The organism is Streptomyces sp. NPDC090032, from assembly GCF_044748025.1.
Taxonomy (GTDB): domain Bacteria; phylum Actinomycetota; class Actinomycetes; order Streptomycetales; family Streptomycetaceae; genus Streptomyces.
Genome location: NZ_JBIVFF010000011.1, coordinates 21933 through 42821, shown reverse-complemented (window position 1 = coordinate 42821; position 20889 = coordinate 21933). Strand labels below are relative to the sequence as shown.

At 71.3% G+C, this 20889-nt stretch carries 24 protein-coding genes; 13 read left to right on the top strand and 11 right to left on the bottom strand.

What is annotated here, in order from left to right; genetic code table 11:
* Window positions 1-147 precede the first annotated feature (147 nt).
* The 5 genes from ACIPWY_RS26420 to ACIPWY_RS26400 form a co-directional block, all read right to left on the bottom strand.
* On the bottom strand, window positions 148-351 hold the full coding sequence (locus tag ACIPWY_RS26420; RefSeq protein ID WP_042152846.1) for a cold-shock protein: 204 nt from the start codon (window positions 349-351) through the stop codon (window positions 148-150).
* A gap of 199 nt (window positions 352-550) precedes the next feature.
* Window positions 551-1708 carry an acetyl-CoA C-acetyltransferase gene (locus ACIPWY_RS26415; protein WP_362905527.1) on the bottom strand — a complete coding sequence of 386 codons (1158 nt, stop codon included), beginning with the start codon at window positions 1706-1708 and terminating at the stop codon, window positions 551-553.
* Window positions 1709-1721: 13 nt separating this feature from the next.
* Window positions 1722-2342, bottom strand: coding sequence for a TetR/AcrR family transcriptional regulator (locus tag ACIPWY_RS26410; RefSeq protein ID WP_362905525.1), 621 nt, complete (start codon window positions 2340-2342; stop codon window positions 1722-1724).
* A gap of 36 nt (window positions 2343-2378) precedes the next feature.
* Window positions 2379-3164 carry an SDR family oxidoreductase gene (locus ACIPWY_RS26405; RefSeq protein ID WP_362905523.1) on the bottom strand — a complete coding sequence of 262 codons (786 nt, stop codon included), beginning with the start codon at window positions 3162-3164 and terminating at the stop codon, window positions 2379-2381.
* Window positions 3161-4318 (bottom strand): acyl-CoA dehydrogenase family protein, encoded by a 1158-nt coding sequence (locus ACIPWY_RS26400; protein ID WP_393705565.1) that lies wholly within the window; start codon window positions 4316-4318, stop codon window positions 3161-3163. The genes ACIPWY_RS26405 and ACIPWY_RS26400 overlap by 4 nt, the downstream gene beginning before the upstream one ends.
* A gap of 47 nt (window positions 4319-4365) precedes the next feature.
* Here ACIPWY_RS26400 and ACIPWY_RS26395 point away from each other — a divergent pair, with 47 nt between their 5' ends.
* The 3 genes from ACIPWY_RS26395 to ACIPWY_RS26385 are packed head-to-tail and all read left to right on the top strand — an operon-like array spanning window position 4366 to window position 7402.
* On the top strand, window positions 4366-5268 hold the full coding sequence (locus ACIPWY_RS26395) for an enoyl-CoA hydratase (RefSeq protein WP_362905519.1): 903 nt from the start codon (window positions 4366-4368) through the stop codon (window positions 5266-5268).
* Window positions 5268-6410 carry an acyl-CoA dehydrogenase family protein gene (locus tag ACIPWY_RS26390; RefSeq protein ID WP_362905517.1) on the top strand — a complete coding sequence of 381 codons (1143 nt, stop codon included), beginning with the start codon at window positions 5268-5270 and terminating at the stop codon, window positions 6408-6410. The genes ACIPWY_RS26395 and ACIPWY_RS26390 overlap by 1 nt, the downstream gene beginning before the upstream one ends.
* Entirely contained in the window at window positions 6410-7402 is a 993-nt protein-coding gene (locus tag ACIPWY_RS26385) for an acyl-CoA dehydrogenase family protein (protein WP_362905515.1), read from the top strand. Before ACIPWY_RS26390 ends, ACIPWY_RS26385 begins: the two co-directional genes overlap by 1 nt.
* 436 nt (window positions 7403-7838) lie before the next feature.
* Here ACIPWY_RS26385 and ACIPWY_RS26380 read toward each other — a convergent pair whose 3' ends face one another.
* The 3 genes from ACIPWY_RS26380 to ACIPWY_RS26370 are packed head-to-tail and all read right to left on the bottom strand — an operon-like array spanning window position 7839 to window position 11060.
* A complete protein-coding gene (locus ACIPWY_RS26380) occupies window positions 7839-8399 on the bottom strand; it encodes a HutD family protein (RefSeq protein WP_362905513.1) in 561 nt (186 codons plus the stop codon).
* A 43-nt stretch (window positions 8400-8442) separates the two neighbouring features.
* Window positions 8443-9480 carry an acyl-CoA dehydrogenase family protein gene (locus ACIPWY_RS26375; RefSeq protein WP_362905512.1) on the bottom strand — a complete coding sequence of 346 codons (1038 nt, stop codon included), beginning with the start codon at window positions 9478-9480 and terminating at the stop codon, window positions 8443-8445.
* The gene (locus ACIPWY_RS26370; RefSeq protein ID WP_401535301.1) at window positions 9477-11060 is read right to left on the bottom strand and encodes a FadD3 family acyl-CoA ligase; all 1584 of its coding nucleotides are present in this window, start codon (window positions 11058-11060) and stop codon (window positions 9477-9479) included. The genes ACIPWY_RS26375 and ACIPWY_RS26370 overlap by 4 nt, the downstream gene beginning before the upstream one ends.
* A 109-nt stretch (window positions 11061-11169) precedes the next feature.
* Here ACIPWY_RS26370 and ACIPWY_RS26365 point away from each other — a divergent pair, with 109 nt between their 5' ends.
* Window positions 11170-11721 (top strand): flavin reductase family protein, encoded by a 552-nt coding sequence (locus tag ACIPWY_RS26365; RefSeq protein ID WP_401535298.1) that lies wholly within the window; start codon window positions 11170-11172, stop codon window positions 11719-11721.
* Here the strand turns inward: ACIPWY_RS26365 and ACIPWY_RS26360 are convergent.
* The gene (locus tag ACIPWY_RS26360; RefSeq protein WP_362905508.1) at window positions 11646-12251 is read right to left on the bottom strand and encodes a PadR family transcriptional regulator; all 606 of its coding nucleotides are present in this window, start codon (window positions 12249-12251) and stop codon (window positions 11646-11648) included. The genes ACIPWY_RS26365 and ACIPWY_RS26360 overlap by 76 nt on opposite strands.
* A gap of 89 nt (window positions 12252-12340) precedes the next feature.
* On the opposite strand from ACIPWY_RS26360, the gene ACIPWY_RS26355 reads away from it, so the two are divergent.
* The 3 genes from ACIPWY_RS26355 to ACIPWY_RS26345 are packed head-to-tail and all read left to right on the top strand — an operon-like array spanning window position 12341 to window position 15170.
* The gene (locus ACIPWY_RS26355; protein WP_401535295.1) at window positions 12341-13474 is read left to right on the top strand and encodes an LLM class flavin-dependent oxidoreductase; all 1134 of its coding nucleotides are present in this window, start codon (window positions 12341-12343) and stop codon (window positions 13472-13474) included.
* Window positions 13471-14199 (top strand): glucose 1-dehydrogenase, encoded by a 729-nt coding sequence (locus ACIPWY_RS26350; RefSeq protein ID WP_362905504.1) that lies wholly within the window; start codon window positions 13471-13473, stop codon window positions 14197-14199. Before ACIPWY_RS26355 ends, ACIPWY_RS26350 begins: the two co-directional genes overlap by 4 nt.
* On the top strand, window positions 14196-15170 hold the full coding sequence (locus tag ACIPWY_RS26345) for an alpha/beta hydrolase (protein WP_401535292.1): 975 nt from the start codon (window positions 14196-14198) through the stop codon (window positions 15168-15170). Before ACIPWY_RS26350 ends, ACIPWY_RS26345 begins: the two co-directional genes overlap by 4 nt.
* A gap of 343 nt (window positions 15171-15513) precedes the next feature.
* Here the strand turns inward: ACIPWY_RS26345 and ACIPWY_RS26340 are convergent, their stop codons facing one another.
* Window positions 15514-16626: a hypothetical protein gene (locus ACIPWY_RS26340; protein ID WP_401535289.1), complete on the bottom strand. Its 1113-nt coding sequence runs from the start codon at window positions 16624-16626 to the stop codon at window positions 15514-15516.
* A gap of 24 nt (window positions 16627-16650) precedes the next feature.
* Window positions 16651-16917 (bottom strand): hypothetical protein, encoded by a 267-nt coding sequence (locus ACIPWY_RS26335; protein WP_362905498.1) that lies wholly within the window; start codon window positions 16915-16917, stop codon window positions 16651-16653.
* Between the two features lie 256 nt (window positions 16918-17173).
* Here ACIPWY_RS26335 and ACIPWY_RS26330 point away from each other — a divergent pair, with 256 nt between their 5' ends.
* From ACIPWY_RS26330 to ACIPWY_RS26305, 6 genes are all read left to right on the top strand, one after another.
* The gene (locus ACIPWY_RS26330; protein ID WP_393705554.1) at window positions 17174-18079 is read left to right on the top strand and encodes a chitosanase; all 906 of its coding nucleotides are present in this window, start codon (window positions 17174-17176) and stop codon (window positions 18077-18079) included.
* Between the two features lie 85 nt (window positions 18080-18164).
* On the top strand, window positions 18165-18383 hold the full coding sequence (locus tag ACIPWY_RS26325) for a hypothetical protein (RefSeq protein WP_401535286.1): 219 nt from the start codon (window positions 18165-18167) through the stop codon (window positions 18381-18383).
* A 13-nt stretch (window positions 18384-18396) separates the two neighbouring features.
* On the top strand, window positions 18397-18729 hold the full coding sequence (locus tag ACIPWY_RS26320) for a hypothetical protein (protein ID WP_362905493.1): 333 nt from the start codon (window positions 18397-18399) through the stop codon (window positions 18727-18729).
* Window positions 18729-19175 (top strand): hypothetical protein, encoded by a 447-nt coding sequence (locus ACIPWY_RS26315; RefSeq protein WP_401535284.1) that lies wholly within the window; start codon window positions 18729-18731, stop codon window positions 19173-19175. Before ACIPWY_RS26320 ends, ACIPWY_RS26315 begins: the two co-directional genes overlap by 1 nt.
* Window positions 19176-19305: 130 nt before the next feature.
* Window positions 19306-19788, top strand: coding sequence for a hypothetical protein (locus ACIPWY_RS26310; RefSeq protein ID WP_401535282.1), 483 nt, complete (start codon window positions 19306-19308; stop codon window positions 19786-19788).
* Window positions 19789-19878: 90 nt separating this feature from the next.
* Entirely contained in the window at window positions 19879-20877 is a 999-nt protein-coding gene (locus tag ACIPWY_RS26305; protein ID WP_401535279.1) for a hypothetical protein, read from the top strand.
* Window positions 20878-20889: the final 12 nt, after the last annotated feature.

The window sequence follows — 20889 nt, the reverse complement described above, 5'->3', positions numbered from 1 at the left end:
CATCGACGCGTCTGCGAGCCGCCGGCCTGGTGTGGCCATCGACGCATCTGCGAGCCGCCGGCCTGGGGACAGCACGGGCCGGGGCCCGCACCTTCGCGGTGCGGACCCCGGCCGTGGGGTGCGTGATCCTTCGGATCAAGCGGTGTTTCAGGCGGGGAGGATGTTCTCCGCCTGGGGGCCCTTCTGGCCCTGCGTGACGTCGAACGTCACCTTCTGGCCCTCCTGGAGCTCACGGAAGCCCTGGGTGGCGATGTTCGAGTAGTGGGCGAAGACGTCGGCGCCGCCGCCGTCCTGCTCAATGAAGCCGAAGCCCTTTTCCGAGTTGAACCACTTCACGGTTCCGGTGGCCATAACAATCTCCTTTACTGGGGCGGTACGGAAATCCGAGTCCTTCGAATCTCCAGTCGCACCATTGAGCCCCATCCGGAGTTGGCCCGGAGGACCGGCCGGAAAACAATAATGCGCCTGAGGAACATTCCCGTCAGGCGCACATAAAGTCTATGGGTACCAAAACTGCAACGTCATCGACCCTAGCACGACCGTCACGGGACTAGAGACGCTCGATGATCGTGACGTTCGCCTGGCCCCCTCCCTCGCACATCGTCTGCAGTCCGTAGCGTCCGCCCGTGCGCTCCAGCTCGTGCAGCAGGGTCGTCATCAGTTTCGTGCCGGTCGCGCCGAGGGGGTGGCCGAGAGCGATCGCGCCCCCGTTCACGTTCACCTTCTCCGGGTCCGTGCCCGTCTCCTTGAGCCAGGCGAGGACCACGGGGGCGAAGGCCTCGTTGATCTCGACGAGGTCGATGTCGTCCATGGACATGCCGGTCTTCTTCAGCGCGTACGCCGTCGCGGGGATCGGCGCGGAGAGCATGCGGATGGGGTCCTCGCCGCGTACGGAGAGGTGGTGGACGCGGGCGCGCGGGGTCAGGCCGTGCTCGCGTACGGCGCGCTCCGAGGCGAGGAGCATCGCTGCGGCGCCGTCGGAGACCTGCGAGGAGCAGGCCGCGGTGATCGTGCCGCCTTCGACGACGGGCTTGAGGCCCGCCATTTTCTCCAGGGTGGTGTCGCGGCGGGGGCCCTCGTCGACGGTGACGTCCCCGTAGGCGGCGGTCTCCCGGGCGAAGCGGCCCTCGTCGATGGCGCGGATCGCGCGCTCGTGGGAGCGCAGGGCCCACTCCTCCTGGTCACGACGGGTGATGCCCCACTTGCGGGCGATGAGCTCGGCGCCGTGGAACTGGTTCACCGGTTGGTCGCCGTAGCGGGCGCGCCAGCCCTGGCTGCCCGCGTACGGGCCGTCGGTGAGGCCGAGGGGTTCGGCTGCCTGGCGGGAGGCGAAGGCGATGGGGATCTGCGTCATGTTCTGCGTGCCGCCGGCGACGACGAGGTCCTGGGTGCCGGACAGGACGCCCTGCGCCGCGAAGTGCACGGCCTGCTGTGACGAACCGCACTGGCGGTCGATGGTCACGCCGGGCACCTCCTCGGGAAGGCCGGCGGCGAGCCAGGCCGTCCGCGCGATGTCGCCGGCCTGCGGGCCCACCGTGTCGAGGCAGCCGAAGACGACGTCCTCGACGGCGGCGGGGTCGATCCCGGAGCGGGCGACGAGCTCCTTGAGGACGTGCGCGCCGAGGTCGGCGGGGTGGGCGGCGGCGAGGCCTCCCTTGCGCCGTCCTACGGGGGTGCGGACCGCTTCGACTATGTAGGCCTCGGCCATGACGGGTTTCCCTTCAGGGGTGGGTGGCGCGTACGGCGATGCCGTCCAGGACCATCGAGAGGTACTGACGGGCGATCTCTTCGGGGCTGTGCTGTCCGCCGGGGCGGTACCAGGACGCGGCGACCCAGACGGTGTCGCGGACGAACCGGTAGGTGAGCCGGATGTCGAGGTCGGCGCGGAACACCTCGGCGGCGACGCCGCGCTCCAGGGTGGAGAGCCACGCCTTCTCGAACTTGCGCTGGGAGGCGGCCAGGAACTCGAAGCGCTCCTGGACGGCGAGGTGCTTGGACTCCTTCTGGTAGATGGCGACGGCGGCGCGGTGCCGGTCGATCTCGCGGAAGGACTCGGTGACGAGGGCCTCCAGGGTTTCCCTGGGGCCGAGCCGGGAGTCGAGGACGGAGTCGTATCCGTGCCACAGCTCGTCGAGGAAGGTCCGCAGGATCTCTTCGAGCATCGACTCCTTGGAGTCGAAGTGGTAGTAGAGGCTGCCCGCGAGCATGCCCGCGTGGTCGGCGATCTTGCGGACGGTGGTGGCGTTGTACCCCTGGGCGGCGAAGACCTCGGCCGCGGTGTCGAGGAGTTCGCGGCGGCGCTCGGGCGAGGCGGTCACCTGGGGCTTCTTCTTGGTAGGCACGGGTCCATTGTCGTCCTCACCGGTACGGCGGCGGCGCTACGCATGCTGGCTGCTGACGGAGACGATCTCGCCCGTCATGTACGAGGAGTAGCCGGACGCCAGGAACACGATCACGTTGGCGATCTCCCAGGGTTCGGCGTAGCGGCCGAAGGCTTCCTTCTCGGTGAGTTCTGCGAGGAGTTCGGCGGAGGTGACCTTCACGAGGTGGGGGTGCATGGCGAGGCTGGGCGAGACCGCGTTGACCCGGACTCCGTACTCGGCGGCCTCGATGGCGGCGCACCGGGTGAGGGCCATGACGCCCGCCTTGGCGGCGGCGTAGTGGGCCTGTCCGGCCTGGGCGCGCCAGCCGACGACGGACGCGTTGTTCACGACGACGCCGTGGCGGCCGGTGTCGCGGAAGGCACGCAGGGCGGCTCGCGTGCACCGGAACGTGCCGTTCAAGGTGACGTCGAGGACGCGGGACCACTGGTCGTCCGTCATGTCGACAAGGTCCGAAGTGCCGCCGAGACCGGCGTTGTTGACCACGATGTCGAGACCGCCGTGCGTCTCGGCGGCCAGCGCGAAAAGGGCCGCGACCTGTTCCTCGTCGGTGACGTCGCAGGGCAGTGCGGCGACGTTCGCCGCGCCGAACTCGTCGGCGAGCGTCTGTTCGCTCTCCTTGAGCCTGCGGGCGTGCGCGTCGCTGATGACGACGCGGGCGCCCTCTTCGAGGAACTTGCGTGCCGTCGCCCCACCGATCCCGGCTCCGGCGGCCGCGGTGATGACGGCCGTGCGCCCCTTCAGCAGGCCGTGGCCGGGCACGTACTCGGGCTTCACGCTCATACCCGCGCCTCCTTGGGCAGGCCGAGCAGGCGCTCGGCGACGATGTTCTTCTGGATCTCGTCGGATCCGGCGTAGATGGTGTCGGCGCGGGAGAAGAGGAACAGCCGCTGCCAGTCGTCGAGCGCATAGGTTTCATGGGGTTCGCCGGCGGCGACCGTCGACGCGGCGCCGCACACGTCCATGGCGAGCTCCCCGAGTCCGCGGTGCCAGGCCGCCCAGTGGAGCTTGCCGACGGAGGGATCGACGCCGCGCCGGGCGGAGGCCGCCATGGCTTCCAGGTCGATCCAGGCCTGGACGAGCCGGTCCCGGATCAGAGGGTCGGTCATCGCCCCGTTCTTCCTGGCCAGCGCCGCGAGGCCGTCCCATTCGCGGCGGAATCCGACCTGCTGGCCGAGCGTGGAGACGCCGCGCTCGAAGCCCAGGGTGGCCATCGCGATCCGCCAGCCGTCGCCGGGCTCGCCGACGATGTGGGACGCGTCGGTGCGGGCGCCGTCGAAGAACACCTCGTTGAACTCGCTGGTGCCCGTGAGCTGCACGATGGGCCGTATGTCGACGCGGCCGCCCGGCTGATCCAGGGGCACGAGGAGATAGGACAGGCCCGCGTGCCGCCGCGAGCCGGGTTCGGTGCGGGCGACGACGAAGCACCACTGCGCCTCATGGGCGAGCGAGGTCCAGATCTTCTGCCCGTCCACGACCCACTGCGACCCGTCGGGCGAAAGGGCGCCTCGCGTGCGGACGTTCGCCAGGTCGGAGCCCGCGTCCGGCTCGCTGTAGCCCTGGCACCACAGCTCCTCGACCGCGACGATCGGCGGCAGGAAGCGCTTCTTCTGCTCCTCGGTGCCGAAGGCGATGAGCGTCGGGCCGAGGAGCTGCTCCCCTATGTGGTTGACCCGGGCGGGCGCGTCCGCACGTGCGTACTCCTCGTGGAACGCGATCTGCTCCTCGAGGCTCGCGCCGCGGCCGCCGTGCTCGACGGGCCAGCCGACGCAGGTCCATCCGTGCGCCGCCATGTGCCGCTCCCAGGCGAGCCGCGCCTCGAACGCCTCGTGCTCACGGCCCGGCCCGCCGCGCCCCCTCAACTCGGCGAACTCCCCCACGAGATGGTCCGCGAGCCAGGCCCGGATCTCGGCGCGAAACTCCTCGACGCTGCTCATGGACGTACGTTAACCTACCAAACACTTGTTAGGGAAGGATGTTTCCGATGCCCGCAGCCCACGACAGTCCTCGACCCGCCCCGCACGAGGGCCCCGAGCTCGCCGCGCACGAGGTTCCCGAGCCGGTCCTGTACGAGCGCCGCGGCCCTGTCGCGTACGTGACGATGAACCGTCCGCGCTATCGCAACGCGCAGAACTCGGCGATGACCTACGCCCTGGACGCCGCCTTCTACCGCGCGGCCGACGACCCCGAGGTCAAGGTCGTGGTCCTGGCCGGCGCGGGTGACCACTTCTCCGCGGGGCACGACATCGGCACCCCGGAGCGGGACGCTCATCTGCCCTTCGAGCGACGGGCCGGGCTCTGGTGGGACCACTCGGACAAGCAGGGCGCCGAGTCGCGGTTCGCCCGGGAGTCGGAGGTCTATCTCGGGATGTGCCGGCGCTGGCGCGAGCTGCCGAAGCCGGTGATCGCCTCGGTCCACGGGGCGTGCGTGGCGGGCGGGCTGATGCTCGCGTGGGTCTGCGACCTGATCGTGGCCTCCGACGACGCGTTCTTCGCGGACCCCGTCGTGCGCATGGGGATCCCCGGCGTCGAATACTTCGCGCACCCGTGGGTGATGCCGCCACGGGTCGCCAAGGAGTTCCTGTTCACCGGCGACCGGATGAACGCGCGCAGGGCGTACGAGGTGGGGATGGTCAATCGCGTCGTTCCACGCTCGGAACTGGCGCGGACGACCGACGAGTTGGCGCTGCGCGTAGCCGAGATGCCGCGGCTCGGGCTCGCCCTCACCAAGCGGGCGGTGAACCAGGCGGAGGACCTTCAGGGCCTGCACGCCGGCATGGACTCCGTGTTCGGCCTGCACCACCTCGCCCACGCGCACAACGCCGAGACCGCGAAGGACTCCCTCGGCGGCATGGACGTACGCGCGATGAAGGAGGCGAACGCCTGATGGACCTCGACTTCACGCCCCACGAGGACGCGTTCCGCGCCGAGGCCCGCGAGTGGCTCACCGCGCATGTCCCGGCCGAGCCGCTGCCGTCCCTGGAGACCGAGGAGGGGTTCGCCGCACACCGGGCGTGGGAGGCGCAGCTTCACGCCGGGCGCTGGTCGGTGGTGTCCTGGCCCGAGGAGTACGGCGGGCGAGGCGCCGACATCTTTTCCTGGCTGCTCTTCGAGGAGGAGTATTACGCGGCGGGTGCCCCGGGCCGTGTTTCGCAGAACGGCATCAACCTCCTCGCGCCGACCCTCTTCGATCACGGCACCCCCGAGCAGCGGGCCCGGGTGCTGCCCTCCATGGCGAGCGGCGAGACCATCTGGGCGCAGGCCTGGTCCGAGCCGGAAGCCGGTTCGGACCTGGCGTCCCTGAAGTCGAAGGCCGTGCGCACGGAGGGCGGCTGGCTGCTGTCCGGGCAGAAGACCTGGTCGTCGCGCGCCGCGTTCGCCGACCGGGCCTTCGGGATCTTCCGTACGGATCCTGACGCGCCCAAGCCCCATCAGGGGCTGACCTACCTGATGTTCGACCTGCGGGCGCCAGGGGTGACCGTGCGGCCCGTCGGGCGGCTCGACGGGAAGCCGGCGTTCGCCGAGCTGTTCCTCGACCGCGTCTTCGTCCCCGACGAGGACGTCATCGGTGAGCCGGGGAACGGATGGCGTATCGCCATGTCGACGACGGGGAACGAGCGGGGGCTCACGCTCCGCTCGCCCGGTCGCTTCCTCGCTGCCGCCGACCGGCTCGTACACCTGTGGCGGGAGCGCGGGGAGGACCCCGCCACGCGCGATCGCGTCGCCGACGCCGTGATCGGGGCGCGCGCGTACCAGCTGTTCACGTACGCCAATGCGTCGCGGTTCGCGGCCGGCCAGACGATCGGCGCCGAGTCCAGCCTGAACAAGGTGTTCTGGTCGGAGTACGACATCGCTCTGCATGAGACCGCGCTCGATCTCCTGGGCGCGGACGGGGAGTTGGCCGACGACGGGGGGTGGGGCGAAGGGTACGTCTTCTCGCTCGCCGGGCCCATTTATGCGGGCACCAACGAGATCCAGCGCGACATCATCGCCGAGCGGCTGCTCGGCCTGCCGAAGGGACGGCGCTGATGAGGTTCCTCCTCGACGCGGAACAGGCCGAGTTCGGGCGCACGCTCGATCGGTTGCTGGGCGCGGCGGATACGCCTGACGTGATCCGGGCCTGGTCGTCCGGCGATCACGGGCCGGGGCGGGCGCTGTGGTCGCGGCTGGGCGGGACGGGGGTCTTTGCGCTCGGCGTTCCGGAGGCTCATGGCGGGGCCGGGTTCCTGCCGGTCGAAATGGCCCTCTCCTATGCGGAGTTGGGGCGGCATGGGGTGCCCGGGCCTGTGGTGGAGACCGTCGCCGTGGCTCGGCTTCTGGAGTGCCTGCCTGATGTCGCCAAGGAGTGGCTTCCCGGGATCGCCTCGGGGGATGCGGTGGTGTCCCTCGGCGTCGATGGCTCTTACGTCCTGGATGCCGACTCCGCCGACGCCGTCTTCGTCGTCCGTGGCGATGAGCTGCGGCTTGCCTCCGGCGGTTACGGGCCTCTGTTGCCGTCCGCCGATCCTGCGCGCCGGCTCTACGCGCCGGCGGTGGAGGGTGGGACGCTGCTCGCGCGGGGGCCCGAGGTGCGGGACGCTGCCGCTCGGGCTGTCGATCTCGCCGCGTTCCTCACCGCTGCGCAGTCGCTCGGCGTGGGCCTCTCCCTGCTGCACCGGACCGTCGAATACGCCACGCAGCGCACCCAGTTCGGCGCCCCCATCGGCTCCTTCCAGGCCGTGAAGCACCGGCTCGCGGACGCGCTCACGGGGCTGGAGTTCGCGCGGCCGCTGGTGTTCGGGGCAGCGCTCTCGCTTGCGCCTGGGGACATCGCGGCGGCGAAGGTGGCGGCGGGCGAGGCGTCTTACGCCGCCGCGCGGGCGGCGCTCCAGCTTCATGGGGCCATCGGGTACACGCAGGAGCTGGACCTGTCACTGTGGCTGCGCAAGGCTCGGCCGCTGCGGGATGCGTGGGGGGCGCCTGCGGCTTGCCGGGCTCGGGTGCTGGAGGGGCTGATACCGGGTTCGGGGGCCGGGGGGTGACATCGGGTTCGGGTGCCGGGGGGCGTCGCGCTCCGGTTGGGAGGGCTGGCGCTGGGATCGGGCGCTGGCGCTGGGCTCGGACGCCGGCCCTGGGCTCGGACGCCGGCCCTGGGCTCGGACGCCGGCCCTGGGCTCGGACGCCGGCCCTGGGCTCGGACGCCGGCCCTGGGCTCGGACGCCGGCCCTGGCGCTGGGTTCGGCTCTTTCTCGCCGGGCGGGTGCGCCTCGCATGTCGTGAGTGCGGGGACGCGGCGGGATGTACATGCTCGCTGTTCTATGGGCTCGGGGGACGGGGACACTGGTCCGCGCTCTTCCGCACGTGGCTCCGCGCGCACATCCCGCCGCGTCCCCTCCCGTCGGGGGCGACTGCGAGTCGGTGGGGCTTCCTCTCGCGTGCGGCTGTTCGTACGCGGCTGATCGTCGCGGAGTTCGGTGTTCAGGGGAAGGTGACTACTGCCGTGCGTCCCACAGCGTGCAGTGTTGTGGTCGTCGAGGTCATCAGCGCGGCGTCGTAGCGGGCGAGTTCATGGCCTGCGACGTTTGCGCCCTCGTCGTCCAGCGCTACTACCAGGGCCTTGCCGGTGATGGTCAAGCGGCCTCGGACCACTGCCACCGAGGGGGGTGTGCCGGCTCCCCTGCGCCACATGACGTTGAAGTTCACGACCGGGCCGTCGATGAGACGGCAGTCGGTCGGTACGTCGCCCCGGAAGTCCTGTGGCGCGTAGCGCTCGTCCACGGTTCTGGGGTCGTCGCCCACCATCAGTTCCATGCCGGCGCCCTCGACCATTGTCAGGGTCCGGTCGGCGTCGGGGAACGCGGAGAACGGGCCGTCGCCCTCGACGTCCGCGAGGCTCACCCGCCACACGAAGTCGTCCGTCCCCGCGTCCGGCGGCGACGCCGCGATGTTGCGGGTGACCCCGCCGCCGTTCTTCCAGGGCGCGGCCGCCCGTTCCGCCGCGGGCAGCAGCCGTACGCCGTTGTCTGTGGTCCCGGGCATGGGGCGGCTCCGATGGTGCTGTGGTGTGACGGGAGTGCCGAGGTTACGTCACTGGGGTCAGGCCGAGCCGGGTGGCGAGGCGTTGGCGGTGTGTGGCCGGGGCGCCGAACAGGTGGCGGCCCGAGTGGGCCCGCTTCAGGTGGCGGTGCGCCTCGTGTTCCCAGGTGATTCCTATGCCGCCGTGCAGTTGGATCATCTCGCCTGCGATGTGCGTGTAGGTCTCGGAGCAGGATGCTTGGGCCGCCGCCGCCAGGTGGGGTTCGGCATTGGAATGGGCTGCGGCTTGCGCGAGCGAGCGTGCGGCCTCCAGTTCTACGTGCAGGTCGGCCAGGCGGTGTTTGATCGCCTGGAACGAGCCGATGGGGCGCCCGAACTGCACGCGGTCCTTGGCGTACTGGATGGTGTCCGCGAGTGCTCGGGCTGCGGCGCCTGTCTGTTCGGCGGCCAGCGCCGTGCAGGCCAGGTCCCGTACACGGGACAGGACCCGTTCCCCGTCGGCGGCCAGGAGCTCGGCCGGGGTCGCGTCGAAGGTGATGCGGGCCTGCGGACGGGTCTGGTCCATGGTGGGCCGGGGCGTGAACTCGGCGTTCTCGGAGTCGACTTGGAACAGGGCGAGTCCCTGTTCGTCTCGGGCGAGGACCAGGAGGGTGTCCGGGCGGCCGGGGCCTGCCAGGACGTGCTCCTTCACGCCGGTCAGACGGCCCGCCCTGACCCGGGCGTTCACCGCTTCCGGCTCCCAGCTTCCGTTCTCCGCCCAGGCCAGCGCCCCTGCCGCGGAGCCGTCGACCAGTGCGGGCAGCAGCGCTGCGCAGGCCAGGGTGTTGCCGGTGGCGATGAGTGCCTGTGTGGCCAGGACGGTGGAGGCCAGGTACGGGACCGGGCTGAGGGACCGGCCCAGTTCCTCCATGACGACGTACGTCTCCACCGTGCCGCCGCCGAAGCCCCCGTACTCCTCCGGCACGCCCAGGCCCGCCGCTCCGACGGACTCGGTGAGCGGGGCCCACGCCGCCATGCCCTCGTGCCGGGTCAGTACCGCCCGTACGGCGGAGCGCAGTTCGTCCTGTTCCCGGGTGAACTTCATGCCCTGTCTCCTCTTGCCTTGCGGCGCAGTTCGCCCTTGAGGAGCTTGCCGCCCGCGTTGCGCGGGAGCTCCGGGACCGTCACGAAACGGCGCGGCACCTTGAAGTTGGCGAGGCGCTCGCGCGTCCACGCGGTGAGCTTCTCTGCGTCCACAGGCCCGGACACGACGATGAAGGCGACACCCACCTCGCCGAGTCGTTCGTCCGGGGCTCCGACCACAGCGACGTCGGCTATCAGTTCGTGGCCGAGGAGGGTGTTCTCCACCTCGGCCGGGTAGGCGTTGAATCCGCCCACCACGTACATGTCCTTGAGCCGGTCCGTGATCGTGAGGAAGCCGCGGTCGTCGAGCTTGCCGATGTCGCCCGTGCGGAGCCAGCCGTCTTGGGGGACCGCCTCTTGGGTTGCTGTTTCGTCGTCCAGGTAGCCGCGCATCACGTGGTAGCCGCGCACCTGCACCTCGCCCGGTTCGCCGGCGGGCAGGACGTCGCCGAGTGGCGAGGCTATCCGGATCTCGGTGCCGGGCAGCGCGCGGCCCACCGTGTGCGCGACGGTCCACGCGTCGGCGTCCGTGGGGCAGACGGAGACGACCCCGCCCGACTCGGTGAGCCCGTACGCCGTGAACACGTCGGGGGCGCCGAGTTCGGTGCGGATCAGTTCGACCAGTTCGGTCGGGACGGCGGCGGCGCCCGTTCCGGCGAGGCGCAGCGCTCCGAGGTCTGTTTCGCTCCGGCGGGGGTGGTGGATCAGGCCGTGGAAGACCGTGGGCGGGCCCATCAGGCAGGAGACGTGTTCCGCGGCGATGCGCTCCAGGACGCGGTCCGCGTCGTAGACCTCCTCGGGCAGCATCGTGACACCGCGCAGCAGGCAGGCGATGATGCCCGCCTTGTAGCCGAAGGTGTGGAAGAACGGGTTCAGCAGGAGGTAGCGGTCGCCGGTTCTCAGGGTGACCTGACGCGACCACTCCTCGTAGAGGCGGACCGTCTGTCCGTGGGTCGACATCACGCCCTTGGGGCGGCCGGTGGTGCCGGAGGTGTAGAGGATGTCGCTGAGGTCGTCGGGGCCCACGGTGGCGGCGCGGGCGAGGCGTTCGGTGTCGGTGACCCCTTCGCCCGCCTTCAGGTACGCCTCCCACGCGAGAGCGTCGTCGTCCGCCTCGCCGCGGAGGACGACCACGGAGCGCAGAGCGCCCAGGTCCTCGCCGCTCTCGCGGAGTGTGTGGACGTAGTCGGTGCCGAGGAATCCGCGTTCCGTGAAGAGGAGTTCGGCGCCGCTGCGGCGGATGATGTCGGCAGCCTCGGCCGCCTTGTAGCGGGTGTTGACCGGGACGAGGACCGCCCCGGCGCCGACCGCGCCGAGTGCGGCGAGGATCCACTGGCGGCTGTTGGCGGCCCAGATCGCGACGCGGGTGCCGGGGCGTATGCCGTGTGCGACGGCGGCGCGTGCGGCCACGGCGATCTCGTCGCGCAGCCGGCTGAAGGTCCAGCGGACCTCGCCGTCGGCGAGTGCCTCCCGGTCGCCGTACACGGCGGCGGCGTACTCGGGGAGCTGGGCGAGCGTGCGCGGTGGGGTGGTGCTGGTCACGAACCCTCCCTGTGATCAGGGGTACTTGACGTGCGAGCGTGGCCGGTATCCAATCACAGGTGTTTCGGTTAGGCATATACCTAGTAGGTACATTCCTTGGAGGCCTCACATGCCGATCCCCACCCGTCCCGCCACCTCGGCCGAGGACCTGAAGTCCGCTCTCGCCGGTTTCTGTACGGGCGTCGCGGTCATCACCGCGCTCGACGCCGACGGCCGCCCCGCGGGCATGGCCGTGCAGTCGTTCTCGTCGGTCTCGCTCGACCCGCCCCTGGTCTGCTTCTGCCCGGCGCACACCTCGACGACCTGGCCGCGGATCCGGGCGGCGGGCCGGTTCGCGGTCAACGTCCTCGCAGAGGACCAGCGCGAGCTGTGCCGGCGCTTCGCGGTCACCGGTGGCGACAAGTTCACGGGCACGCCCTGGCGGCCCGGCGGCAACGGCGCGCCCCTGCTCGACGGGGCCCTCGCCACGATCGAGTGCGAGCTCGACGGCATACTCGACGGCGGCGACCACGCCATCGCGCTCGGCCGGGTCACCTCACTGACCGCGCACCGCGACGCGGGGCCGCTGCTCTACTTCCGCCGCACTTACGGGCGCTTGCCGCGCTCCAGCTCCTCGATGTCGGCGAGCATGGCGTCGGCGAGGTCGCGCTCGGACGCGTAGTACCGCTCGGCCCACTTGAGCGTGAGCGTGGGGTACGTCCAGGCCTCGTTGCCCTTCGCGCCCTCCACGTCCTCCTCCGCGCGCACCCGCATCGTCTCGGCGAACTCCCGGTGCCGTGCGAGCACTTCACGCATCTGCTCGGCTTCGAGCAGGTGTCCGAGCCAGAGCCGCAGCATGGGCCCGTGCTTGAGAACGGGCGGGTCGACGGGCGCCTCGCGGGCCCAGGTCCGCACCGCACCCATACCTTCGTCGGTGATCCGGTAGACCCGCTTGTCACGCGTGCCGGTCTCCTGCGCGACCATCCGCGAGGTCGCGTAACCGGCCTTTTCCAGGCGCTTGAGCTCGCTGTAGATCTGGCTGAACGACGGGCTCCAGTAGAAGAAGCGCAGCGACCAGTCCGACCACTTCTTCAGGTCGTACCCGGACAGCTCCTCACCGAAGGAGAGCAGTCCGAGCACCGCCCAGCTGGTCGCCGGGAGTGCGGGGCGCTCCGCGCCGGCCGTGTCGTCTACCGCCTTCTTCTTCACCACGCCACGCAGTCTACGTAGCCCCTTCCCCCGGCCCGCGTATGCCTGCTAGAAGTATTCCTATTAGAAACACGTCACATGGGAGGATCCCCGTGAAGTTCTCCATGATCTTCGAGGCCCAGCTGGCCGACCCGACGCCAGAGAACGAGCGACAGGTCCTCAAGGACTGTGTCGAACAGGCCGTCTTCGCCGAGGAGATGGGCTTCGACCGCATCTGGGCGGTCGAGCACCACTCCCTCACCCAGTACGCGCACATGAGCGCGTCCGAGATCTTCCTGACCTGGGTCGCGGCCAGGACGTCGCGCATCCGCATCGGGCACGGCGTCGTCACGATGCCCTTCGGCTACCAGCACCCCGTCCGCGTCGCCGAGCGGGCCGCGATGCTCGACTCGCTGACCGGCGGCCGCGTCGACATCGGCGCCGGGCGCGGCGCGACGAAGCAGGAGATGCGGATGTACGGCGTCCGCCCCGAGGACACGTATCCGCAGATGGAGGAGGCCCTGCGGATCTTCTCCTCGGCCTGGCGCGAGGAGCAGTTCGAGTGGCACGGCTCGATCGACATCGGGCCCGGCGCGATCCTGCCCCGCCCGGTGCAGACCCCGCACCCGCCGCTCTTCATGGCCTGCTCCAAGCACGACACGCTCAAGCTCGCGGCCGAACTCGGCATCGGGGCCCTGGTGATGGGCTTCGCCGGCGCCGACGACGTCCGCACGATGCGCAAGGTGTACGACGAGGCCATCGCGACCCGCACCGGCGAGCGCTTCGTGTCGACCGAGGTCAACGACCGCCTCTCGGCGCTCTGCCCGACCATCGTCCTCGACGACCCGGACCTCGCCCTGCGCCTCGGCACACGCGGCCAGCGCTTCTTCGCCGAGTCGATCGCCCACTGGTACGGGAACGCCCCCGCGCCCACCTCCTACGCCGAGTCCGATGACGCCGCGACCCACGTGGCCGCGATGGCCAAGGACCGCGAGGAGCTCGTCGCCAAGCTCCACGAGGCGAACATCCCGGCCCGCCCGGTCGACACCGGCACCTACAACGCCGAGCACGCCTACGGCTCCGCCGACACCGCGATCAGTTACGTCGAGCAGCTCCGCGAGATCGGCGTGGACGAGGTGATGTGCCTCATCCAGATGGGCACGGTCCCGCAGGAGGCGTGCATGGAGACCATCCGCCAGTGGGGCGAGAAGGTCATCCCGCACTTCAGGGCCCTGGAGGCGAAGTGACACTCTCGCTGGACGGCAAGGTCGTCGTCATCACGGGTGCGGGGCGCGGGCAGGGCGCGGCCGAAGCCGCTCTCGCCGCGGCGGCCGGCGCGCGGGTCGTGGTCACGGACGTGCGGGAGGAAGAGGGTCGCGAGGTCGTCAAGTCACTTGGCGAGCAAGGGCTGTTCGTGCGGCACGACGTGTCCGACGCGGACAGCTGGGCAGAGGTCGTCGGCGCCGCGCTCGGCGCCTTCGGACGGATCGACGCGCTGGTCAACAACGCGGCGCTGTGGCGCACCGCGCCGGTCGAGCGGGAGACCCTGGAGAACTTCGAGCAGCTGATCCGCGTCAATCTCCTCGGCCCGTTCCTCGGCATCCAGGCCGTCGTGCCCGCGATGAAGGAGGCGGGCGGCGGATCGGTCGTCAACGTCTCGTCGACCGCGGGTCTCATCGGCATACCCGGGCACGCGGCGTACGGCTCCACGAAGTTCGGGCTGCGCGGCCTGACCCGGTCATCGGCGCTCGACCTCGCGGGGTACGGGATCCGCGTCAACTCGGTGCACCCGGGCGCCATCGACACCCCGATGATCGCCGGGGTCTCCGGAAAGGACTGGTCGCACCTGCCGCTCGGCCGGATGGGCCGCCCCGAGGAGGTCGGCGAGCTGGTCCTGTTCCTGGCCTCGGACGCCTCCTCGTACATCACCGGCACGGAGTTCACGGTGGACGGCGGGTCGACGGCGGGATGACGGCACACGATCCCCTCACCCCGCCGGCCCGCACCCTGTGCGACGCCATGTCGGCCACGTTCCCCGACCCGGCCGACGGGCCCCTCGACGCGGACACCCTGCGGGCCGCCGCGCGGGCGGGCCTCGGGAGGCCGTCCGTGCCGATGCGGTCGGTGACCGAGCGCCTGGTGCCCGCACCGGATCTCGACGCCCCCGTGCGCGTACGGATCTACGAGCCCGAGCCCGAGTCCGAGTCCGAGCACGGGTCCGACGGCCCTCGCCCGCTCGTGGTGTTCCTGCACGGCGGCGGGTGGGTGCTGTGCGACCTCGACACGCACGACGGGCTCTGCCGTCAACTCGCCGCGCTCGCACGTGCGTTGGTGGTCTCCGTCGACTATCGACGCGCGCCCGAGCACCCGTTCCCCGCCGCCTTCCACGACGCGTACGCCGTCGCACGCTGGGCCGCCGCGCACGCGTCGGAGCTGGGGTGCGACCCGGACCGGCTGTTCGTCGCCGGGGACTCCAGCGGCGGGAACCTGGCCGCGGGCGTCGCGCTGAGGGCCCTTGGCGATCCCGCCGGCCCGGCGGTCGCGGGCCAGTTGCTGCTGTACCCGGTACTCGACCACCGGCTCGGCGGCGAATCCCCAGTGGCGTTCGAGCGGGGGTTCTTCCACACGACGGCTCATATGCGCTGGTACTGGGAGCAGTACCTCGGCGCGGACGGCGATCCCGTCGCCGCATCGCCCGGGCTCGCACCCGACCTCGAAGGGCTGCCACCCGCGCTCGTCCTCCTCGCCGACTGCGACCCGCTGCGTGACGAGGGACTCGCGTACGCGCGGCGTCTCGCGCGGGCCGGGGTGCGGGCGGAGGTGGCGCTGTATCCGGGGGTGTTCCACGGGTTCCTGGGCGCGGCCGGGTTCCTGCCCGAGGCGGACGCGGCGCTCGCACGGGCCGCCGCCTGGCTGGCCCACACGCCGGGGGCCGGAGCTTGAGGGCGTTCGCTGTCGGTTCGCCCCGGTCCCGACCGGCTGCGTCGTCGTCGGTTCCGTCGAACCGGCTGCGTCGTCGTCGGTTCCGTCGAACCGGCTGCGTCCCGACCGGCTCCGTCCTCACCGCTCCGTCCCGCTCGTCCCGCTCATCGTGCTCGTGCCGTGCATCGCACTCGCCCCGTGCGTCCTGATGGGCCTGCTGACGGGCGGGCGGTGCGGCCATCCTCGCCCTCGCGTACGCGCCCCGCGCACGCCACACCCTGATACGGGGGGCTCGGCATGCGCGGCACCGGCTCGTCCTCCGTGCAGCGCTGACGCAGGTCAACAGCCGTAGAACAACCGGCTGTCACTGCGCCGCCTGCTCCTGGAACGCGGGGAGTTCGAGGATCCGCTGCTTGCCGGCATCGTCCATCAGCTCCACCAGAGGCAGGACCAGATCCCACAGGTCCTGCTTGTCCACCTCGCGGGCCAGCGCGTCGAGTTCGGGCGCGGGCAGCGCGCCGGCCGCCGCGGCGACCTCCCGCCGGGACTCGTCCGGCAGGACCTCGGCCAGCGGCAGGAACTCCGCCCACAGCCCCGTCGCCACCACGGCCCGTACGACACCCTCCAGCACACCCTCGCCCCGTAGCGACGGCAGCGCCGCGACCGCCCGGCGCTCGTCCTCACCGAGGAGCGCCACCAGCGGAAGCAAGGACTCCCACAGGTCCTCGTCGGCGACCGTGCCGACCAGGGAGTCGAGCCGGTCGGCGGGCTGCGCAGCCGTGAGCGAGGCGATCCGGCGCCGTTGTTCACCGGTGACCATCCCGGCCACGGCCAGCGCCTGAGGCCACAGCCCCTCGGTCGCGGCGGACGCGATGACCCGCGCCAGCCGCTCCTCCCCCATCAACTCGACGATGCGGCCGGTGCGTTCGGGCCGGTCGATGGCGAAGCCCGTGCGCAGCACGGCCGCGTCGTCCACCTGCGGCACGATCCGGGTCAGCGCCGAGTCCCGCAGATGGCCGACGAAGCGGCCCATCGTCAGATGGTCGCCGCGCTCGGCGAGCACCACCGCGATACGGACGACGAGGTTCTCGTCGAGGCGGTCCACGATGCCGGGGATGCGGCGCGGGTCGAGGTGCGCGCACGACTCGGCGGTGAACGGCACGGGCAGCTTTTCGATGATGTCGGCGGCACGCTGGGCGTCGAGGCGCCCGGCGACCGCGGCGGCCAGGCGCGGCCCGAGCGCCTTCTGCGAGATCGCGGCGGCGACCCCGGCGGGGACCAGCTTGGTGGCCGCGGCGATCCGGTCCAGCATGTCGGGCATCCGGTCGAACAGTGCGGCGACCGTCTGCTCGTGGAAGCGGCGCACGTCGTCCGGCGGCAGCTCCCGCAGGAAGTCGAGGCTCTCGGGCTCGGCGTCGAGCAGCCTCGCGATCTTGAGGACCTCGGCCCGGCCCCGCAACTTGTCCGTGACAGTCATGTGCGCGTCTCCTGTCGAGAGGCCCTAGCGGAAGAGGATGCGGCGGACGGGTCCGCGGGCGAGGGCGGGGACCAGTTTCAGGGCCTCCTCGGCGGCGTCACCGAGTCCGGCGGCGCGACCCTCGCGCTCCCGGCGCAGGGCCGCGGCGAGGAGCTGGGTCTGCGCTTCGGTCAACTCCCCGAAGGAGTCCGGGGGGCGGGCCCCGAGTTCGGCAGCCAGCTCGGCACTCGGTTCGGTACTCGTCTCGGCACTCGGTTCGGTACTCAGCTGTGCCCGTGCTTCGTTGCTCACAGCGACCTCCCGGTCAGCGCGTGGCTCACATCCGGCTCGCACTCGGCCCACACTCGGCCCGCACGCGGCCCGCTCTCGGCCCGCACGCGGCCCGCTCTCGGCTCGCGCCTGACCCGCGCTCGGCTCGCACTCGGTTCACGCTCGGCTCGTCCCGAGACTGGCGCCGGGACTGGTGCCGAGACTGATGCCGTATTGACTTTTAGTCAATACCGGCGGGCATCGGAGGCGGATGTGTGCGACACGTAATCTGAGCCACATGAAACGCGCAGGCTGCCTCCTCCTGGCCGTGGCTCCGGTAGCCACGGTCGCGGTGTTCCTCTTCACGCCCGGACACGACGACGGCAAGGGCGGCTCGCACGGCGCGTCCTCGTCGCGGCGCTCCGACGGGGACGCCGAGGCGGCCAAGGCCGCAGCGGAGAAGAAGGCCGACGACGAGGCCATCGCCGACCTGCCGCCGGGCCTCGCCGCGCCCGCGAAGAAGGAACTCGCCCAGCAGATCGTCGCCAGCGCGGAGAACTCGACGCTCGACTGGCGCGGCCAGTACGGCTACATCGAGGACATCAAGGACGGGCAGGGCTACACGGCCGGGATCATCGGCTTCTGCACCGGCACGCACGATCTGCTGACCCTCGTCGAGCGGTACACGAAGGCCCACCCGGACAACGGCCTGGCCCGCTATCTGCCCGCCCTGCGCAAGGTCGACGGCTCGGACTCCCACGAGGGCCTCGACCCCGGCTTCACCGCGGCCTGGAAGAAGGAGGCGTCCGACGCCGACTTCCGCGCCGCCCAGAACTCCGAGCGCGACCGCGTCTACTTCGACCCGGCCGTCCGCCTCGCCAAGCTCGACGGACTGGGCACGCTCGGCCAGTTCATCTACTACGACGCCATGGTCCTGCACGGCCCCGGCACCGGCCCGAGCGGCTTCTACGGCCTGCGCGAGAAGGCCATGCGGGAGGCGGACACCCCAGCGCAGGGCGGCAAGGAGAAGGCGTTTCTCGACATCTTCCTCGACGTGCGCCGCACGGCGATGAAGGCGAAGAAGCCGGACCGCGACACGACCCGCATCGACACGGCCCAGCGCCAGTTCCTCTACGACGGCAACCTGACTCTGAAGACACCGCTGGTGTGGAAGGTGTACGGGGAGACGTACCGGGTGCCGTAATTCCCATCCTCCCGTCGACCCGTCACCCCGTCACCCCGTCACCCCGTCCACCCTCAACACCCTTCCCCACACTGCTACTTCTGGGATGATGTGCCAGGTCAGACGAGAGAGGGAGGGCTACGCGCACTTCCGCTGCCTCGGCCTGAACGTCACCGTCCCGGCGTTGGCCTGGCCCGTCACGGCGGAGCACGTGAGCCTGTGCGCGCAGGAGACCGACCTGTCCGAGGACGAGGTGCGCACGCGCCTGGGCCTCTACTCCAGACTCTTCGAACTGTCCCTGTCCGGCACAGCCCGGCCCGAGTGAAGGCAGCCCATCCGTGCAGTACCGAGAACAGCCCCATCCCGGCGAGGTCACCTTCTCGTGGACGCGCCACGAGTCCGACGGGCGTGTGCTCCTGGAGGCGAGCGGCCGGTGCCCCGTGTGCGGCTGCGCCATGTCCCACACCTTCACGCACGGACAGTCCGCGATCCCCAGGGGCGGCGGATTCCTCGGCCGCAGGGAGGATCCGGGCAGCGGTGTCTGGCAGACGCGCTGCCGCTGCGACAGTTACCACTTCCCGCGCCCGGCGGAGGCAACGGACGGCTGCGGTGCCTGGCTGCGGCTCGCGGACCCGCCGACCGCCGTCACCGCGCCGGACGGGGGATCCTGATGGACTTCACGCAGCGTGAGCTGCGCGCCGCCGAGCGCAGGATCGAGGCGCAGAGCGATCCTCACGAGCAGCTCCGGATCGCGCGCCAACAGGCCGAGGGTTACCGGAACTTCCTGTCGTCGCTGACCGCCGTGCTGACCGCCGTCTTCGTCCTCAAGGGCCAGGAGGACCTGAGCAAGCTGGGCAGTGTCCCGCGCTGGACGGTCGTGGGCCTGCTCATCGGCGGGTTCGTGACGCTGATCGTCGCGTCCTGGCTCGGGGTGCTCGCCACCGACGGCCGCCCCGGCGAGGAGAGCTGGAGCGAGCCGGGACGGTTCCTGGAAGGGGAGATCCGTCGCACCCGGCGGATCTGGCGTCTCGTCGAGTGGGCCCGCTGGCTCGCCGTCGCCGGCGTGGTGTGTGTGGCCGCCGCGGTCATCACGACCTGGGTGGCCCCCAGTTCCTAGAACTGCGGCTGATCGCCTGCGCCACCCCGGATTACGCCCGAAGGACGTACGCCCCCGGGACGCGGCGGCCCACACCTGCGACGTCGTCGACCGGCGATGTCATGACAGAGCGAGAGGCAAGAGGTAAGCGATGGATCTGACACTCGACCCGCCGCGCGGAGTCGCACCGATCATGCTGGGCATGACGCTCGACGAAGCCCTCACCGCGGCGCCCGAGAACTGGGGCGCGCCCCGCGTACTGCGGTCGGCGCAGGCCTCCTGGACCCTGGACCACGTCGGCGTGCAGGCCCTGGTCGAGGACGGGACCACCGTCACTGCGATCGAGCTGTGGTGGCCCGGCGAAGGCCGCACATCCAGCACCCGCGTCCTGCTCGCCGGGGACGAGGTGTTCACCACCCCCGCACAGGACCTCTTCGCACGCGCCGCCGAGCGGGGCTGGACGATCGACACGTCACAGCCCGAGTACCCGGTGATCGCCGGGGTGTCCCTCGGCTTCACCCGGCAGACCTCGCAGGACGTCGAGCGGGACGCTGACGGTCTGCCGCGGTGCGTCACCTCGGCCCTGGTCGGCGGAGAGGACTACTACAACTACCGCTACGAGAATCATGGTTGAGCGGGTCTCTGTCCGGCCGCAAACCCCGGCACCGGGAGTCCCCTCCGCCCTCGCCGGCCGACCATGACCGACGCCCGGGAGCCCTGACCCATGCCGCGCACCACCCCGCCACGCCCTGCCGACGTCGAAGCACTCTTCCCCGAGCTGGGTGCGCTGCGCCGCTCGGCGACCCGGCTGCATCCACGGCCCGGCACCCCCACGGTGCACGACAGCTCGGTCGGCGGTCCGATGCTGTGGCCCACAGGTGAGCCGTGGCCGGTCTGCACGATCCCGCACAAGCGGTCCAGCGGCTACCGCTACGGCGATGTCCTGCGCGAGCGGGAGATCCTGGACCGGGCCGGGCGGCGCGATCCGCGGTCCGGCCCGAACGCCGAGGAGCTCGCCGAACTCGCCGGCTTCGAGCGCGGCCGGCACGCCCCGGACCTGACCGACAGCGACCCGATCCCGCTGCTCGCCGTCGCCCAGCTCCACCGCCGTGACGTCCCCGGACTGCCGTTCCCCGAAGAGGGCGATCTGCTCCAGGTGTTCTGGTGCGGCTACGAGCGGCACGGCGAGTCCCGCCACGAGCCGCACGTCCACCTCCGACGGCGTCATGCCGCGGACGTCACCGAGCCGCTCTCCGAGCAGCCGGTGCCCGGGGTCGTGGGCCGCGAGGAGCTCGTTCCGAGTGCGTGCGTCCTGCACCCCGAAGTGGTCACGGAGTACCCGTGGTTCGAGGAGCTCGACCCCGGGCTGCAGGAGCGCATCGAGCGCTGGGCCGCGCCCGACGGCGAGGAGGAGGACGAGGTCTACGTGTCGGACCTGTCGACGGCCCCCGGCTGGAAGGCCGGCGGTCACATCGCCTGGAACCTCACGGGGCCGGCCCGCCTGAGCTGCGCCGCCTGCGACGCGGACCTCTTCCCGCTCCTGACCGCGGCCGCCACCGAGTGGGACCCCAGCAGGACCAGCTGGATCCCGTACGAGGACCGGCCGGGCAGTGCTGCCCGGCGCGCCAACACCCCGACCCGCGTCTCCCCCGGCCGCGGCCGGCTGATCATCGCCGTGTGCCCCCGCGACCCGCACCATCCGCTCCGGCTCGTCACACAGTGAGACACCGCGGCG